The 16,465-nt window shown below is 63.3% G+C and carries 13 protein-coding genes; 8 read left to right on the top strand and 5 right to left on the bottom strand.

The features are described 5' to 3' along the window. Nucleotide 1 precedes the first annotated feature (1 nt). From ACFSCU_RS04815 to ruvC, 8 genes are all read left to right on the top strand, one after another. Complete coding sequence (locus tag ACFSCU_RS04815) at nt 2-1,735, top strand: hypothetical protein (protein WP_377560037.1); 1,734 nt, start codon at nt 2-4, stop codon at nt 1,733-1,735. Continuing rightward, complete coding sequence (locus tag ACFSCU_RS04810) at nt 1,713-3,446, top strand: LeoA/HP0731 family dynamin-like GTPase (protein ID WP_180550753.1); 1,734 nt, start codon at nt 1,713-1,715, stop codon at nt 3,444-3,446. The genes ACFSCU_RS04815 and ACFSCU_RS04810 overlap by 23 nt, the downstream gene beginning before the upstream one ends. Before the next feature lie 1,053 nt (nt 3,447-4,499). Further along, nucleotides 4,500-5,087 (top strand): YqiA/YcfP family alpha/beta fold hydrolase, encoded by a 588-nt coding sequence (locus ACFSCU_RS04805; protein WP_180550751.1) that lies wholly within the window; start codon nt 4,500-4,502, stop codon nt 5,085-5,087. Between the two features lie 168 nt (nt 5,088-5,255). Beyond that, nucleotides 5,256-5,780 (top strand): cytochrome b, encoded by a 525-nt coding sequence (locus ACFSCU_RS04800; protein WP_180550750.1) that lies wholly within the window; start codon nt 5,256-5,258, stop codon nt 5,778-5,780. A 50-nt stretch (nt 5,781-5,830) separates the two neighbouring features. Beyond that, nucleotides 5,831-7,897: a ribonuclease catalytic domain-containing protein gene (locus ACFSCU_RS04795; RefSeq protein ID WP_377560036.1), complete on the top strand. Its 2,067-nt coding sequence runs from the start codon at nt 5,831-5,833 to the stop codon at nt 7,895-7,897. Further along, nucleotides 7,897-8,808: an energy transducer TonB gene (locus tag ACFSCU_RS04790; RefSeq protein WP_180551806.1), complete on the top strand. Its 912-nt coding sequence runs from the start codon at nt 7,897-7,899 to the stop codon at nt 8,806-8,808. Before ACFSCU_RS04795 ends, ACFSCU_RS04790 begins: the two co-directional genes overlap by 1 nt. A gap of 241 nt (nt 8,809-9,049) precedes the next feature. Next, complete coding sequence (mtgA, locus tag ACFSCU_RS04785) at nt 9,050-9,775, top strand: monofunctional biosynthetic peptidoglycan transglycosylase (RefSeq protein ID WP_180550749.1); 726 nt, start codon at nt 9,050-9,052, stop codon at nt 9,773-9,775. Between the two features lie 129 nt (nt 9,776-9,904). Then, on the top strand, nt 9,905-10,441 hold the full coding sequence (ruvC, locus tag ACFSCU_RS04780; RefSeq protein ID WP_377560035.1) for a crossover junction endodeoxyribonuclease RuvC: 537 nt from the start codon (nt 9,905-9,907) through the stop codon (nt 10,439-10,441). Between the two features lie 296 nt (nt 10,442-10,737). Here ruvC and lpxC read toward each other — a convergent pair whose 3' ends face one another. From lpxC to ACFSCU_RS04755, 5 genes are all read right to left on the bottom strand, one after another. Beyond that, entirely contained in the window at nt 10,738-11,661 is a 924-nt protein-coding gene (gene lpxC, locus ACFSCU_RS04775) for a UDP-3-O-acyl-N-acetylglucosamine deacetylase (protein WP_180550748.1), read from the bottom strand. A gap of 397 nt (nt 11,662-12,058) precedes the next feature. After that, a complete protein-coding gene (ftsZ, locus tag ACFSCU_RS04770) occupies nt 12,059-13,285 on the bottom strand; it encodes a cell division protein FtsZ (RefSeq protein WP_180550747.1) in 1,227 nt (408 codons plus the stop codon). A 130-nt stretch (nt 13,286-13,415) separates the two neighbouring features. After that, on the bottom strand, nt 13,416-14,645 hold the full coding sequence (gene ftsA / locus ACFSCU_RS04765) for a cell division protein FtsA (RefSeq protein WP_333705466.1): 1,230 nt from the start codon (nt 14,643-14,645) through the stop codon (nt 13,416-13,418). A 35-nt stretch (nt 14,646-14,680) separates the two neighbouring features. Further along, complete coding sequence (locus tag ACFSCU_RS04760) at nt 14,681-15,487, bottom strand: cell division protein FtsQ/DivIB (RefSeq protein WP_180550746.1); 807 nt, start codon at nt 15,485-15,487, stop codon at nt 14,681-14,683. Beyond that, on the bottom strand, nt 15,484-16,461 hold the full coding sequence (locus ACFSCU_RS04755; RefSeq protein WP_377560034.1) for a D-alanine--D-alanine ligase: 978 nt from the start codon (nt 16,459-16,461) through the stop codon (nt 15,484-15,486). The genes ACFSCU_RS04760 and ACFSCU_RS04755 overlap by 4 nt, the downstream gene beginning before the upstream one ends. Nucleotides 16,462-16,465 lie beyond the last annotated feature (4 nt).

Raw genomic sequence — 16,465 nt, 5'->3', positions numbered from 1 at the left:
GATGGCTGCTCATGAACTCGATGAACTATTCGAGGAGGCGACATCAATGCCTTCATCAGTTGTGCCTACGACGTCTGTCTCCCAGCACATCGAGGTAAGCTCCCCAACACTTGATGCGTTGCTCAATCGCCAACTCACCGCACTCCTAGACATGCTAGTAGTCTATGAGCGTCAGAAGGCCCAAGTCCATCGGGTGGATGGCTTAATCATTGGTACTGGCGAGGCTGATTTTACCAAGGGTAATACGCTGTATCCCCTGAATTACAAGGGCAAGCGCTTTCAATTAATAGATGTGCCTGGTATCGAAGGTGATGAGAGCAAGTATGCGCATATGGTTCGTGAAGCCATAGCCAAGGCTCATTTGGTTTTTTATGTCAATGGCACCAACAAAAAACCTGAGAAGGCCACTGCACAGAAAATACGAAATTATCTCAGACTGGGTACGCAAGTCTGTCCCCTAGTAAATGTTCGTGGCAATGCAGATGCATACGAGTTTGAAGAAGATCGTGAATCTCTAAAAAATCATGGTGACTCCACCACTGCATTGCAGCAGACCGAGGAAGTACTTCGCTCAGTATTGGGTAGCAAGGTTATGCAAACCGGCCATTGCGTACAGGGCCTGCTTGCGTTCTCAGCATTGGCGATCGATGCGCAAACCGGACGAACTACTATTCACTCTTCTCGTAGCCGAGATTTAGTCATCCAGCAACGTAATTATCAAAAGCACTTCACATCACGCAAGTCGATGTATGAATTTAGCCAGATACAGTCCGTTGCTAAAGTGCTCCACGACAAGCTATCGACCTTTCGGGAAGACATGATAGAGAGCAACAAGACCAAAGTTTATGAATTACTTGTTGAAAATTTAGAAACATTGAAAAATCTTTACATATCGCACGAAGCATTTGTTGCAAAAACCAAGCCGGAGTTCGATAAGTGCCGCGAAGCAATAAAACAAGCACAAGAAAGATTTGAGCAACTGGTCGTGACCGGACGAAAAAATCTTTGGGAGAAGCTTTTCAACAGCCTCAAAGAGGATGCTGACGAAATTGTCGAGCAAAATTTTGGAGAAAATAAAATCATCTCCAATAAAATTGAACGTGCATTCAAGAATCGACAAGAGTCACTCAAAAATGCATTACAGGAACAGTATGAAAAGTACCTCGCTGATTTACAGAAGGATCTACAACAGGCCATGCGACGGTTACTGGAAGATGTTTCGCGGGTCGAGTTTGAAAAGTTACTCAGTGACTCCGAAAATATGAACATTAACTATAAGACTCCTGAGCTTGGCATCGGTCTTGAATTTGGCGATTATGGCTGGATGGCTTTAAATATTGGTTCTTATGCTGTTGCTGGATTTGGTATCGGTTCCGCGTTCCCAGTGATTGGCAACTTGATAGGTGCTATTGCTGGTGCTGTAGTGGGCGCGCTGGTCAGCTTCATAAAGCACATTTTCACCAGCAAGGGAGAACGCATTCGTAAGGCACAAGGCCAAGTGCAAGAAAAAATAGATGAAGCCTGGTCCGAGGCCCGTAAAGCCTTGCAAGAAGAAAGCAAAACACTTTTCTCGCCTGTGCGCAAGCAGGTTCAGGAAGTTGTTTTGGCACGTGTGCAACAACTTGATGAATCACTCAAACGACCCCTAAAAATAATCGAGCAGCAGATGATGCTGATGAAAAACACTAAAGACCAATTGGAGAAAATGCCTTATGGAACAATTCAAGCAATTTAATGTAGAGAAGCAAGCTGCACTCAAGGAACTGGAGCAATTGCGTGTAGTACTCAACGAACTAGGTGATATGGGTGCTGATGTCAGCAACGAATTGCAAAAAATTGATTCAGCAATACGAACTATTGAGTCTGATGTTCTTCGCATCGCACTTCTCGGTGCCTTTTCTGACGGCAAGACTAGTGTGATTGCCGCTTGGATGGGCAAGGTAATGGCTGATATGAAAATCAATATGGACGAATCCTCTGACCGTTTAGCCATTTATTCACCCGAAGGATTGCCAGAAAAATGTGAGATTGTTGACACCCCTGGCCTTTTTGGTGACAAGGAAAAGTTGGTTGATGGCGAGCAGGTGATGTATGAAGATTTGACAAAACGCTATATCTCCGAAGCGCACTTGATTCTCTATGTGGTGGATGCTACCAACCCACTCAAGGAAAGCCACAACGACATTGTCAAGTGGGTGCTGCGAGATTTGAATAAGCTATCGTCAACCGTTTTTGTGATCAACAAGATGGATGAGGTTACTGATCTGACGGAACAAGTGCTTTTTGATGCACAGGCCACGATCAAGAAAGATAATCTTAAATCTAAGCTGCAGCGTGCAGCAAATCTTAGCCCTGACGAAGTGGCCCAGTTGAAAATTGTTTGTCTGGCATCTAACCCTAATGGGCGTGGCTTGGAATTTTGGTTCAGTAAGCCAGCGCATTATGAAAGTCGATCGCGAATTAATGACCTCAAAGCTATGACAACCCAGGTGCTGCACCGCAACGTCCCAGCCGTATTGATGGCTAAGACCGGCCTGGATGTCGTTCACGATATTGTTGGGCAGCATGTGGTTCGCGCTGAAAATCAATTGATGCAACTCAATATTTTTGCCGAGCAAAATGCAGAAGAGGCGGCACGTATCCGTCAAGATATTTCTAAAGGCCGTCGGGAAGTAAAACAATTGGCTGGTGAATTATTTGAGGAGTTGCAAAACATTGAAAATAGCCTGCTGGGCAAGTTGCGTCCTCTATCCCTAGAAAACATCCGTGACTTCCTTGAGGATGAACTCGGTTATACCGTGGATGGCGTTGGATTTAAGTTGCACTTGAAAATCAAGAGTGCAATTGACCGTTCCTTCGAACAGTCTTCTAAAGTTACCAGTCGTATATCGCAAGATATCGGTCGCCAGCTAAATTCTAGCGAAAGCTTTCTTAATGCCATGGGTGAAAGTGCGTTGAAGTCCATGGGTGGCGCAGCGAAGGGGATTGCCAGCCTGAGTCCAGATGTCATCAAGGGTGCAATATTCGTTGCCCGTGATACACTGAAATCTGTGGCAGGTATTGCAATAAAATTCAAGCCTTGGGAAGCGACCAAACTTGCCGCCTCTATTTCCAAATGGGCGGGTCCTGCGGGAGCAGCTTTTAACCTTGCTTCTGACTTGTTCAGTGCATATAAGGCACATGAATTGGAGCAGGAACTAAAAAGCACCAAAGATTCCATTGCAGAGATAATCAAAAGCTCCTTCAAGGATATTTATGACATCATCGGTGATGACGAAAAGCTGATGGATTTCTTTGCTCCTCAACTCAAAGAATTTGAGAAAATTGTAAAAACCGTTGAGGAACGATCGAAATTCATCAGCACAAGCCAAGAGAAACTCCAAGGGGTGAAGGAAAAGCTGAATGCGCTTAAGTTTGATGCTGCGCGGCTTGAGACAACGGCCTAAACGGATAGCTGGCCTTCGCAAGAACAACGCTCAGCACCGGTCTTCTGCCACCACCCCACGCGATCGATATGCCCATTCGTCCAGTTCCCATGCGTTACCTCGGCTCAGGGTGCTCGGCAGATTCGCTTGTTCTGCACTTGATGCCAGCGGTTGCCAGACTGGTGTTTCACCGGCATCAATGCTGGAGCCGAGGATCGACCAGGTAGCCTTGCTCAGTGCTGGATCCCAAGTTGGGTCCCCTTCCCGCCAACTTTGCAGGCGCTCTCCACTCAAGGTAACCGTCAGTTTGTCGCCCGGATGGAACGTCCCGAGCTTTGTGCTGGCGTCTGGTCGTACCCAGTCGCAGGCCCATCCGGACCGAGTGCCTCCTGTCGGACCGAGTGCGGCAAGATGCTAAGCAACTGGCATGAGGTGCCTAGCCCCCCCAGGAACATAAATGCGTTGGCAATGGTACTGGTCGTTGTGGTGCCGTCCTGTGCCGAGACGGGACTACTCAGCCCAACACCCATGGCAGCGAGCAGCGTTGTCAATACCAGCTTGAGTTTGTTCATGATTAACGCTCCAGAGACCGATCACTACGCCTAGCCAACCTAGTATGCGAGCCTATGACCATAACTCAGCCATGTGAGTTCTTGGTCTTTTCGCAGGCTTTTCATTCGTGAACTAAATGTGCATTGCTGACACTGCACGACCTTGGTTTGACCTTTGTCAGAAGGAAGCCGCTAATGTGGCGCCTGAAACCGGCGCGGATGCACGGGTCGTCCACGTCACAATAGACGGCTTACCGAGTCGCGCAATGGCTGCAACGGGTCGAAAGTGCCTGTTCGCTGGTCCGAAGAGCAGCCGTTCGCGACTCCGCCAGGCGGTGACCGCATCGGATGTCCGATGAGCACGTCAAATCGGTCTTTGATTTCGGCAAACCGTTGAAGGCTGAGCGGCCGCTTAGAAGTCGGCCTTCACACACGGGGTGCAACCACGAACGGCAGCAATCGCTGCAACGCCGTCATCCCAGCCAGCCGCGCCTCTGCACTTCCCGCCGCTACCATCCCCCGGATGCCCACCACCCACCTCCTCTACCTGCACGGCTTTCGCTCGTCGCCGCAGTCGGCCAAGTCGCGGATGATGGCCGCGCGCGTGGCGGCGGAGCATCCGTCCGTCACCTGGTGGTGCCCGCAGTTGCCGCCCTCGCCCGCCGCGGCAGCAGCGCTGATCGAACGTGGCACGGCCGATTGGCCGGCGGATCGCATGGCCGTGGTCGGCTCCTCATTGGGCGGCTTTTATGCCACCTGGCTGGCCCAGCGGCGCGGTTGCCGGGCGGTGGTGCTGAACCCGGCCGTCGATCCGGCGCGCGATCTGACGGCGCACATCGGCGAGCAGACCGCGTGGCACGACCCGCAGGCGCGCTTTTTCTTCCGCCCTGAATACATCGACGAGTTGCGCGCGCTCGAATCCGGCCCGCTGCACCACCCCGAGCGCTTCTTGGCCGTCATCGCCAAGGGCGACGAGCTGCTGGACTGGCGCGAGATGTGCGGCCGCTACACGGGCGCCACGATCCGCCTGCTGGAAGGCAGCGACCACGCGCTGTCGGACTTCGACCAGCACATCGACGCGGTGCTGGATTTTCTGGAACTTGCCGGCTGAGGCCCCGCTCTCACCCCGGTGCCGGCGGCGCCGGGCGCCACTCAAAAGTATTATTTTGATAGCTGTCAGCGCTTGTCCAGCAAGCGCTGAAGGCAGATTTCTTGCTTAAACCTTCGGCAGCACACACCACCGTTCGCGTGTGCGCCCCCCGCCTTCTAGAGCCTGCCCATGACCCCCGATTCCGCCACCCGCTACGGCACCGTCAGCCGCACGCTGCACTGGGGCATGGCCCTGGGCCTGGGGTGGATGTTTGCCTCGGCCATCACGCACAGCCTGGCCGAGAAGTCGGCGCTCGACGCCTTTCTGTGGCCCACGCACAAGCATGTGGGCAGTCTGCTGATGCTGCTGGTGCTGCTGCGCGGCGCCTGGGCGCTGATGAATGCGGGGCGGCGCCCGCCTTCGGTCGGCACGCTGGCGCACCTGGGGCATCTGGGGTTGTACGGGCTGATGGTGGCGATCCCCTTCATCGGCCTGCTGCGCCAGTACGGCTCGGCCCGCGCCTTTTCGCCGCTGGGCCTGCCGGTGTTTCCGGGCCGCGATGCGGACACGGCGGTGAAGTGGATGACCGACCTGGGCGGCGCGCTGCACGGCGAACTGGGCTGGGCGCTGCTGGCGCTGACGGTGGGCCACGTCTTCATGGCCTTCTGGCACCGCCGCCGCGGGCCGGACGTGCTGCCGCGCATGCTGGGCTGACCGCCGGCGCCGGCCTGCCATGGCCGGGGATGGGACAATCGCCCCCCTCTATGCATGTACTTTTCGACGAGGCCGGCAAATTCCTGGCGGGCCGCATTCTTTCCGAGGCCGAGGCCTCGGCGCAGGTGGAGCTGGACTCCGGCAAGCGCGTCAAGGTCAAGTCGGCCAACCAGCTGCTGCGCTTCGACAAACCCGCGCCGGCCGAGCTGATGGCCCAGGCCGCGCCCCTGGCGGCTGAGATCGAGTTGCCGCTGGCCTGGGAGTTCGCGCCCGAGGCCGAGTTCGGCTTCGGCGAACTGGCGGCCGACTACTTCGGCGGCACGCCGGGCGTGGCGCAGCAGGCCGCCATGCTGCTGGCGCTGTACGAGGCGCCGCACTACTTCCGCCGCGCCGGCAAGGGCCGCTTCAAGAAGGCGCCGGCCGACATCGTGGCGCAGGCGCTGGCCGCCATCGAGAAGAAGAAGCAGATCGCCGCGCAGATCAGCGCCTGGGCCGACGAGCTGGCTGCGGGCAGCACGCCGGGGCCGATCCGCGAGCAGCTGTACAAGATCCTGTTCCGGCCCGACAAGAACGCGCCCGAATACAAGGCCGTGGTGGAGGCCGCGCGCGCCACGCAGCTGGCGCCGCTGGCGCTGCTGCAGAAGGCGGGCGCCATCGAATCGGCCTACCAGTTCCACTGGCAGCGCTTTCTGTTCGAGAACTTTCCCAAGGGCACGGGCTTTCCGGCGCTGCAGGCGCCGGCCATCACCGACGAGCTGCCGCTGGCCGACGTGCAGGCGTATTCGATCGACGACTCGTCGACCACCGAGATCGACGATGCGCTGTCGCTGCAGGGCCTGGGCACGGGCACGGTGGTGCTGGGCATCCACATCGCCGCGCCGGGGCTGGCCGTGCAGCCGGGCGACGCGCTGGACGCGCTGGCGCGCGCGCGCCTGTCCACCGTGTACATGCCGGGCTACAAGATCACCATGCTGCCCGACGACGTGGTGGAAGCCTACACGCTGAGCGAAGGGCGCCCGGTGCCGGCGGTGTCGCTGTACGTCACGCTCGACGAGGCCACGCTGGAGGTGCAGGCCACCGAGACCAGGCTGGAGCGCGTGCCCATCGTGGCCAACCTGCGGCACGACCAGATCGACCACCTGATCGCTGACGACTGGCTGGCCGGCGGCCATGTTTCGAACAAAATCGAGGCTGAGGCCTTGCCCATCAAGCGCGAGCAGCTATCATTTTTGTATAAACTGGCGCAGCACCTGAAGCACCAGCGCGAGCTGGTGCGCGGCAAGCCCGAGACCTTCAACCGGCCCGACTACAGCTTCAAGCTGGCCGGGCACGACGGCGACGTGCCCACGGGCGACGAACAGGTGCTGATCACCACGCGCCAGCGCGGCGCGCCGCTGGACGTGATCGTCTCCGAGCTGATGATCCTGGCCAACAGCACCTGGGGCCAGTGGCTGGCGCACCTGGGCGTGCCCGCCATCTACCGCAGCCAGGCCAGCCTGCTGCCGGGCGTGAAGGTGCGCATGGGCGCCAAGGCGCTGCCGCATGCCGGCATCGGCGTGCCCAGCTATGCGTGGAGCACCTCGCCGCTGCGCCGCTACGTCGACCTGGTGAACCAGTGGCAGCTGATCGCCGCCGCGCGCCACGGCCAGACGGCCGCGCTGGCCGCGCCCTTCAAACCCAAGGACGCGCAGCTGTTCGCCGTCATCAGCGCCTTCGACGCCGCCTACAGCGCCTACAACGCGCACCAGGCCAGCATGGAGCGCTTCTGGACGCTGAAGTACCTGCGCCAGCACGGCATCACCGAGCTGACGGCCAGCCTGATCAAGGAGCAGGCTGGCGGCGCCTGGCTGGCGCGCGCCGACACGCTGCCGCTGGTGTTCACCGTGCTGGGCGCGCAGGGCCTGCCGCGCGGCACGCAGGTGCGCGTGCGGCTGGGGCAGATCGACGACATCGCGCTGGACGTGGGCGGCACCGTGATCGAGGTGCTGGACGCCGACACGCCGCCCACCGACAACGGCGTCGAGGACGAAGATGAGACTTCTGCCGCAGGGCCGATCGCCATCGCCGTGGACGTGAGCGAAGCCGAGGGCGCCAGCGCCGATAATCCGGCCCCGTGATGCTGCGCGCGCAACGCCTTCCCTCGCTCAAGACCCTGACCACGCTGCAATGGGCGCTGGGGCTGTCGGTGCTGCTGCACGCGGCGCTGCTCACCATCCGCTTCGTCGATCCGGAAGGCTTCAAGCGCGTGTTCCAGGACACCACGCTCGACGTGGTGCTGGTCAACGCCGAGTCCGACGAAAAGCCCGAGAAGCCCCAGGCACTGGCCCAGGCCACGCTGGCCGGCGGCGGCGAGGCGGCCGACAAGCGCATGGTCAGCACGCCACTGCCGCCGGCGCCGGTCGAGTCGCCCGGCGATTCGGCCGTCAACGAGAACCAGCGCCGCATCGACAGCATGCTGGAGCAGCAGGAGCAGCTGCTGGCCCAGGTGCGCCAGCAACTGGCCACCATGCCCAAGGTGGACCCGCAGAAGCTGAACCAGGACCCCGAGGCCCAAGCGCAGGAAGAACGCCGCCAGCAGCTGCAGAAGCTGCTGGCCGCCATCGAACGCCGGGTGGAGGAAGAAAACTCGCGCCCACGCAAGCGCTACCTGAGCCCGGCCACGCTGGGCATCACCTACGCCGTGTACTACGATGAGATGCGCCGCAAGATCGAGGCCGAGGGCACGGCCAACTTTCCGCAGGTGGCCGGGCGCAAGCTGTATGGCGAGCTGCTGATGTCGCTGCTGATCAACCACGACGGCCGCATCCTGGATGCGCGCGTCACGCGCAGTTCGGGCAATCGAAACCTCGACCGCCTGGCCGAGATCATCGCCTCGCGCGCCGCACCCTTCGGCAACTTCACCGCCGCCATGCGCAAGGACACGGACCAGTTCGACGTCACCGCGCGCTTCAGGTTCACGCACGAGCAGACGCTGGAGACGACGCTGCAGTCCGACCAGTTGACGACGACGGTGCAGGAATTGAAATGACCCGCCTGAGTCGCCTGCAGCGCCACGTGCTCGTCGCCAGAGGCGCCGGCTCTTCGGCCCGTCCAGACCTGCGCAGGCAGGTCTGGAGCTGCGGGCCTCAGCCCCCCAGGGGGACAACGCTGGCGGCCGGCGCAGGGCTGGCCACGGCGTTCCGGGGCGGCCTGCTCCGCGGCCTTGCGTCGAGCTTGCTGCGCAACCCTGCGTGGTTGCCCATGCCCGCCGGCTGGCAATAAACCCGGATATGCGAAGACTGGGCCGCTGGTTGTTGCTGGTGCTGGTGGCCGGCCTGGCGCTGCAGCTGTTCTTCATCGGCCGCATCGCGCTGATGAGCGTGGTCGATCCGCAGTCCACCGCCTTCCAGCGCTCCGAGGCCTGGCGCATCGCCAACACCGGCGCGCTGCGCTGGCGCCAGGACTGGCGCGACTACGACCAGATTTCCGACCACCTCAAGCGCGCCGTCATCGCGGCCGAGGACGACAGCTTTGCCAGCCACGAGGGCGTGGACTGGGACGCCATCGAGAAGGCCTGGGAGCGCAACGCCCAGGCCGAGGAGGCCGCCGCCCAGCGCGCCGCGCAGAACAAGCCCGCGCGGCCGCTGCGCATCCGCGGTGGCTCCACCATCACGCAGCAACTGGCCAAGAACCTGCTGCTGTCGGGCGAGCGCACGCTGCTGCGCAAGGGGCAGGAGCTGGTGCTGACCTACGCGCTGGAGCACATGCTGACCAAACGGCGCATTCTCGAGATCTACCTGAACAGCGTGGAATGGGGCGAAGGCGTGTTCGGCGCCGAAGCGGCCGCGCAGCACTATTTCAAGAAGAGCGCCGCACAGCTCAGCGCCTGGGAGGCCGCCCGCCTGGCCGTGATGCTGCCGCGCCCGCGCCACTTCGAGAAGCAGCCGAAGTCGCGCTACCTGGCCAGCCGCACCAACACCATCGTGGCGCGCATGCGCAGCGCCGAGCTGCCATGAAGCCCGCCATGGCGTCCACACCGCGCTTCAATTTCAAGAGCTGCTTGCGCCCGTTCAAAAACGATTTCAGATGAATTTCCATTTCAAAACGTTGCACAGCATGCGCCAGCAGCTATCATTAGCATAGTCATGAGAATCCTCGGCATCGACCCCGGCCTGCGCACCACGGGCTTTGGCGTGCTCGACGTGGAGGGCCCCGCGCTGCGCTACGTGGCCAGCGGCGTGATCCAGACCGCGCAGGCCGAACAGGGCAACCTGCCGGCGCGGCTGAAGGTGCTGTTCGACGGCATCCGCGAGCTGCAGGCGCGCTACCAGCCCGACGTGGCGGCGGTCGAGATCGTGTTCGTCAACGTCAACCCGCAGGCCACGCTGCTGCTGGGCCAGGCGCGCGGCGCCTGCGTGACGGCGCTGGTGGCCGGCGAGCTGCCGGTGGCCGAATACACCGCGCTGCAGATGAAGCAGGCCGTGGCCGGCCACGGCAAGGCCGCCAAGGCGCAGGTGCAGGCCATGGTGCAGCGCCTGCTGCAACTGCCCGCCGCCCCGCGCCCCGATGCCGCCGACGCGCTGGGCCTGGCCATCACGCACGCCCACGCCGGCCGCGCCGTGGCGCTGCTGCACGCGGCGGGCGCCGGGCGCAGCACCAGCAGCATGTACAAGCGACGCTGATTCTTTAGGTTGGGGCGATCGGTGCTGCCCCGTCAGGCTGTTTCGCGTTCCCAAAGACGGCTAGCGCGTGCGCGATGCGATGACGAAATGACCTCGCTGCGCTTCGATGACGGCAGCTGCGCCGCCATGACGCCAGCCAAGGGCGAGGCCTTCCGCGCATCACTGACGTCATTTCGTCATCACGCCGCGCAGCGGCGGAGTCATGGCGTCAGCAGTCAAAAGTTGGAACGCGCAGCGGTATCAGACGCCGGCAACACTGGTTTTCTTGGGAGCGGGCGCAGGCGCGAGGGCGCCGCTCACCAGGCCCGCACCAGCTGCGCGAAGCCAGCCGGCGCCTTCTTCTCGTCCTCGAAGCTGACGATCTCGTAGGCGTCTTCGCGCGCCAGCAGTGCGCGCAGCAACTGGTTGTTGAGCGCGTGGCCCGAGCGGAAGGCGCTGTACGCCGCCAGCATGGGCTGGCCGACGCAGTACAGGTCGCCGATGGCGTCGAGGATCTTGTGCTTGGCGAACTCCTCGGCGTAGCGCAGGCCGTCCACGTTCAGCACCTTGGTGTCGTCCATGACGATGGCGTTGTCGAGCCCGCCGCCCAGTGCCAGGCCGTTGGCGCGCATCATCTCCACGTCCTTGCTGAAGGCGAAGGTGCGGGCACGGGCGATGTCGCGGCTGTAGCGGCCCGAGCCCATGTCGAACGTGACCTGCTGGCCGGTGGAATCGACCGCCGGGTGCTGGAAGTCGATCTCGAAGCTGAGCGTGAAGCCGTGGTGCGGCTCCAGCCGCGCCCACTTGAGCTGGTCGCCCTCGCCTTCGCGCACTTCCACGGGCTTGAGCACGCGCAGGAACCGCTTGGGCGCGTTCTGCAGTTCGATGCCGGCGCTTTGCAGCAGGTAGACGAAGGACGAGGCCGAGCCATCGAGGATGGGCACTTCCTCGGCCGTGATGTCGATGTAGAGGTTGTCCAGGCCCAGGCCGGCGCACGCCGACATCAGGTGCTCCACCGTGCGCACCTTCGCGTCACCGTGCGACAGCGTGGAGGCCAGGCGCGTGTCGGTCACCGACCGGGCGTTCACCGGAATGTCCACCGGCTCGGGCAGGTCGATGCGGCGGAACACGATGCCGGTGTCGGGCGGTGCCGGGCGCAGCGTCAGCTCCACCCGCTCGCCGCTGTGCAGGCCGACGCCCACGGCGCGCGTGAGGGACTTGAGGGTGCGTTGCGCAAGCATCCGCATATTTTAAGTGCTCCGCGTCAACGGCGCTTACAAGCCAAATCAGGCTTCAGCGCCCGTCCAACAAGCGCAGACAGCTATCAATACAATAGCCTTCAAGTGCTTGATTCATCCGCCGCCCGGGCCGATGCCAGGAACGCCGCCGAAGAGCTTGGCCCGCCCTGGGGCGTTGCCCATGCTGAAAGAAGGAGGAAGCAGACCTGTCACGTTTCCCGCGCCGCCGGCCCCCACCCCAACCCTCCCCCAGCGGGGGAGGGAGCGAATGCCGGGCTGCGCAGCAAGCCCGGAAAGGGCCGCGGAGCAGACCATGCGCGAACGCCGCGGCCGGACCTGCGCCGGCCGCCAGCGTTGTCCCCCTCCGGGGGAAGGCGCGTCAGCGCCTCAGGGGGGATGCTCAGTCTGCCTGCTTGCGCAGGAACGCCGGGATCTCGAAGTCGTCCATGCCGCCCGAGGACAGCGCGTCGACCTTGGCCGCCGCCTGGGTGCGGTTGGTGCGCCACACGCTGGGCACGGCCATGTTGCCGTAGTCGGGCTGCTGCGCGGCGTGGCCGGCCGGTGCACCGCCCACGGACTGGTTCAGCGTCGGCACGTGGAACGGCACGTTGTCGGTGCCGGTGCGCAGGCCGCCCTGCACCACGGTGATGGGCTGGCGGCGCACGCCCTGGCGCGACAGGCCGGTGGCCAGCACGGTGACGCGGATGTCGTCGCCCAGCGAATCGTCGTAGGCGGCGCCGTAGATCACGTGCGCTTCCGGCGAGGCGTAGGCGCGGATGGTGTTCATGGCCTCGCGCGACTCGTTCAGCTTGAGCGAACCCTTGGACGCGGTGACCAGCACCAGCACGCCCTTGGCGCCCGACAGGTCGATGCCCTCCAGCAGCGGGCAGGCCACAGCCTGCTCGGCGGCGATGCGGGCGCGGTCGGGGCCGCTGGCGGTGGCCGTGCCCATCATGGCCTTGCCGGGCTCGCCCATCACGGTGCGCACGTCCTCGAAGTCGACGTTCACGTTGCCGTAGTTGTTGATGATCTCGGCGATGCCGCCGACGGCGTTCTTCAGCACGTCGTTGGCCTGGGCGAAGGCTTCTTCCTGGGTGATGTCGTCACCCAGCACCTCGAGCAGCTTCTCGTTCAGCACCACCACCAGCGAGTCGACGTTGGCTTCCAGTTCGGCCAGGCCGGCTTCGGCGTTGGTCATGCGGCGGCCGCCTTCCCAGTCGAAGGGCTTGGTGACCACGGCCACGGTGAGGATGCCCATGTCCTTGGCGATGCGGGCGATCACCGGTGCGGCGCCGGTGCCGGTGCCGCCGCCCATGCCGGCGGTGATGAACAGCATGTGCGCACCACGGATGGCCTGGCGGATGTCGTCCGACGCGGCCTCGGCGGCCTCGCGGCCCTTGTCGGGCTTGCTGCCCGCGCCCAGGCCGCTGTTGCCCAGCTGGATGGCCGCACCCGCCAGCGTGCGGCTGAGCGCCTGCGCATCGGTGTTGGCGCACACGAACTCGACACCCTGGACCTGGCGCGAAATCATGTGGTCGACGGCATTGCTGCCGCCGCCGCCAACGCCGATCACCTTGATCTGGGTGCCCGCGTGAAATCCGTCCGTCTCAATCATCTCGATGCTCATGGTGTCACTCCTTGTCTGCCTGCAGTTGCCGTGGTTGGAAAGAAATTGAAATAGCTGTTGTTGTCATGGACCTGATGCGCTTGCTGAAGGGCCCAGGTCGGCGGCCCCGTGCTCTGCCAATGAGGGGTCATCAAAAGTTCCCCACGATGAAATCCTTGAAGCGGCCGAACGCCGTCTTCACACCGCTCGACTTCTGCGCCACCTTGTAGCCGCGCAGCCGTGCGGCGCGCGCCTCTTCCATCAGCCCCATCACGGTGGCCGCGCGCGGCTGCGCCACCATGTCGGACAGGGCGCGTGAGTACTTGGGCACGCCACGCCGCACGGGCTTGAGGAAGATGTCCTCGCCCAGCTCGACGATGCCCGGCATGACGGCGCTGCCGCCCGTCAGCACCACGCCGGAGGACAGCACCTCCTCGAAGCCGGAATCGCGAATCACCTGCTGCACCAGCGAGAAGATTTCCTCCACGCGCGGCTCGATCACGCCGGCCAGCGCCTGCTTGCTCAGCATGCGCGGCGTGCGGTCGCCCAGGCCCGGCACCTCGACCTGCGTGTCGGCGTCGGCCAGCAGTTGCTTGGCGCAGCCGCTGGCCACCTTGATGTCCTCGGCGTCCATGGTGGGCGTGCGCAGGGCCATGGCGATGTCGCTGGTGATCAGGTCGCCGGCGATCGGGATCACCGCCGTGTGGCGGATGGAGCCGCCGGCGAAGATGGCCACGTCGGTGGTGCCGGCACCGACGTCGACGCAGGCCACGCCCAGTTCGCGCTCGTCGTCGGTCAGCACCGCCTGCGCCGAGGCCAGCGGGTTCAGCATCAGCTGGTCCACGTCGAGGCCGCAGCGGCGCACGCACTTGATGATGTTCTCGGCCGCGCTCTGCGCGCCGGTGACGATGTGCACCTTGGCTTCCAGCCGCATGCCGCTCATGCCCACGGGCTCACGCACGTCCTGGCCGTCGATGACGAATTCCTGCGGCTCGACCAGCAGCAGGCGCTGGTCGCTGGAGATGTTGATGGCCTTGGCGGTCTCGACCACGCGCTGCACGTCGGCGTGGGTGACTTCCTTGTCCTTCACCGCCACCATGCCGGTGGAGTTGATGCCGCGGATGTGGCTGCCGGTGATGCCGGTGTAGACGCGACCGATCTTGCAGTCGGCCATCAGCTCGGCCTCTTTCAGCGCCTGCTGGATGCTGGCAACGGTGGCGTCGATGTTGACCACCACGCCGCGCTTCAGGCCGTTGCTGGGGGCCACCCCCAGGCCGGCGAGCTTGAGGTCGCCGCCGGCCAGCACCTCGCCCACCACCACCATGATCTTGGCGGTGCCGATGTCGAGGCCGACGATCAAATCCTTGTACTCTTTTGCCATGAAGTTACCAGTCGTTCTTGCTTTCTTCTTGTGTCTCAGCGCGTGGCCGCGGGCTTGCCGGGCGGCGTGTCGGGGCGCACGGTGGTGACACCGCGCAGCCGCAGCGCATAACCGCCCGGATGCCGCAAATCCGCCGCCTCGACGGCCTCCACCGGGCGCTGATGGCGCGCCGCCACTTCCTTGACCGTGCCCACGAACTGCTTCAGGCGCGCCGCCAGCGCGGGCGGCTCGCCATGGCCCAGCTCGATCACGGCCCCGTTGTCCAGTTCGGCCTGCCAGTTGCCGCGCGACTGCAGCGCCAACTGCGCGATCTGGGCATCCAGCGGCGCCACCAGCGGGTTCAGCAGGCGGTGCATGGCCAGCACCTGTGCGGCCTGCCCCTCGGGCCCGGCCAGCACGGGCAGTTCGTCGTCGCTCAGGTCGTTGCCGCCAGCGGCCTCGAACACCTCGCCGAAGCTGTTGACCAGCGGCGTATCGTCGCCCTCACCCCAGTGCGCCACGGCCCGGTGCTCCTGCAGGATCACGTTCAGCCGCCCCGGAAACTCGCGCTGCACCACCGCCCTGCGCACCCAGGGCGCGGCCTGGAAGGCGGCCTGCGCACTGGCCAGATCCAGCGTGAAGAAGTTGCCCGACAGGCGCGGCGCCACGGCCGCGCGCAGGCTGGTGGCGCTGTTGTGCGTGGTGTCGCCCGCCACCACGATCTGGCGGATGGCGAAGGCCGGGTTGCGCAGCGCCCACCACAGCCCGGCCGCCAGGCAGGCCAGCACCAGGCCCGTGACGAGCAGCGAAGTCGTCACGTTCATCAGGCGCACATCGACCGGCACCGGCAGGCTGTTCGTCATGCGCGCGCCTCCGTGGTGGGCGGGTAATCCAGCGAGGCGCTGGCCAGCAGCTGCAGGCACAGCGTTTCGTAATCGGTGCCCGCCGCCTGGGCCGCCATGGGCACCAGCGAGTGGCTGGTCATGCCGGGCGAGGTGTTGATCTCCAGCAGGTAGGGCTGGCGCGTGGCGGCGTCGATCATGACGTCGATGCGGCCCCAGCCGCGGCAGCCGAGCACGCGGTAGGCCTTGAGCACCAGTTGCTGGATCGCCGCTTCCTCACCGGCCGGCAGGTCGCACGGCACGCGGTATTCGGTGACGTCGGTGAAGTACTTGTTCTGGTAGTCGTACTGGCCTTCGGGCGCGACGATGTGGATCACCGGCAGCGCGCGGGCGTCGCCGCCGGTGCCCAGGACCGGGCAGGTCACCTCGTCGCCGGCGATGAACTCCTCGCACAGGATGTCGGCGTCCAGCGCCGCGGCGTCGGCCAGGGCCTGTTCCATCTGGTCGGCGCTGGTGACCTTGGTCACGCCCAGCGACGAGCCTTCGCGCACCGGCTTGACGATCAGCGGCAGGCCCAGCGCGGCGGGAATGGCGCGCACGCGCTCGGGTGTGTATTCGCTGCGGTGCAGCAGCACGTAGCGCGGCGTCGGCAGGCCTTCGGCCAGCCACACGCGCTTGGTCATCACCTTGTCGATGGCCATGCTGGAGGCCATGACGCCGGCGCCGGTGTACGGAATGCCCAGCAGCTCCAGCGCGCCCTGCACCGTGCCGTCTTCGCCGTAGCGGCCGTGCAGCGCGATGAAGCAGCGGGTGAAGCCCTGCTTCTTCAATTCGTCCATCGGCTGGGCGGCCGGGTCGAAGGCATGCGCGTCGACGCCGCGGGCGCGCAGTGCGGCCAGCACACCCTGGCCGGACATCAGCGACACCTCGCGCTCGGCCGACTGGCCCCCCATCAGCACCGCCACTTTTCCGAATTGAACGTCTTGTTGCACCATGGTC

Source organism: Ottowia beijingensis (assembly GCF_042680925.1).
Lineage (GTDB): Bacteria > Pseudomonadota > Gammaproteobacteria > Burkholderiales > Burkholderiaceae_C > Ottowia > Ottowia beijingensis.
The sequence above is the reverse complement of the archived record's forward strand: the minus strand, read 5'-3'. Positions and strand labels throughout refer to the sequence as shown.

Coding starts and splice junctions, on each gene's coding strand:
- ACFSCU_RS04815 (WP_377560037.1), top strand. CDS start 2: ATGGCTGCTCATGAACTCGATGAACTATTCGAGGAGGCGACATCAATG.
- ACFSCU_RS04810 (WP_180550753.1), top strand. CDS start 1,713: ATGGAACAATTCAAGCAATTTAATGTAGAGAAGCAAGCTGCACTCAAG.
- ACFSCU_RS04805 (WP_180550751.1), top strand. CDS start 4,500: ATGCCCACCACCCACCTCCTCTACCTGCACGGCTTTCGCTCGTCGCCG.
- ACFSCU_RS04800 (WP_180550750.1), top strand. CDS start 5,256: ATGACCCCCGATTCCGCCACCCGCTACGGCACCGTCAGCCGCACGCTG.
- ACFSCU_RS04795 (WP_377560036.1), top strand. CDS start 5,831: ATGCATGTACTTTTCGACGAGGCCGGCAAATTCCTGGCGGGCCGCATT.
- ACFSCU_RS04790 (WP_180551806.1), top strand. CDS start 7,897: ATGCTGCGCGCGCAACGCCTTCCCTCGCTCAAGACCCTGACCACGCTG.
- mtgA (WP_180550749.1), top strand. CDS start 9,050: ATGCGAAGACTGGGCCGCTGGTTGTTGCTGGTGCTGGTGGCCGGCCTG.
- ruvC (WP_377560035.1), top strand. CDS start 9,905: ATGAGAATCCTCGGCATCGACCCCGGCCTGCGCACCACGGGCTTTGGC.
- lpxC (WP_180550748.1), bottom strand. CDS start 11,661: ATGCTTGCGCAACGCACCCTCAAGTCCCTCACGCGCGCCGTGGGCGTC.
- ftsZ (WP_180550747.1), bottom strand. CDS start 13,285: ATGAGCATCGAGATGATTGAGACGGACGGATTTCACGCGGGCACCCAG.
- ftsA (WP_333705466.1), bottom strand. CDS start 14,645: ATGGCAAAAGAGTACAAGGATTTGATCGTCGGCCTCGACATCGGCACC.
- ACFSCU_RS04760 (WP_180550746.1), bottom strand. CDS start 15,487: ATGACGAACAGCCTGCCGGTGCCGGTCGATGTGCGCCTGATGAACGTG.
- ACFSCU_RS04755 (WP_377560034.1), bottom strand. CDS start 16,461: ATGGTGCAACAAGACGTTCAATTCGGAAAAGTGGCGGTGCTGATGGGG.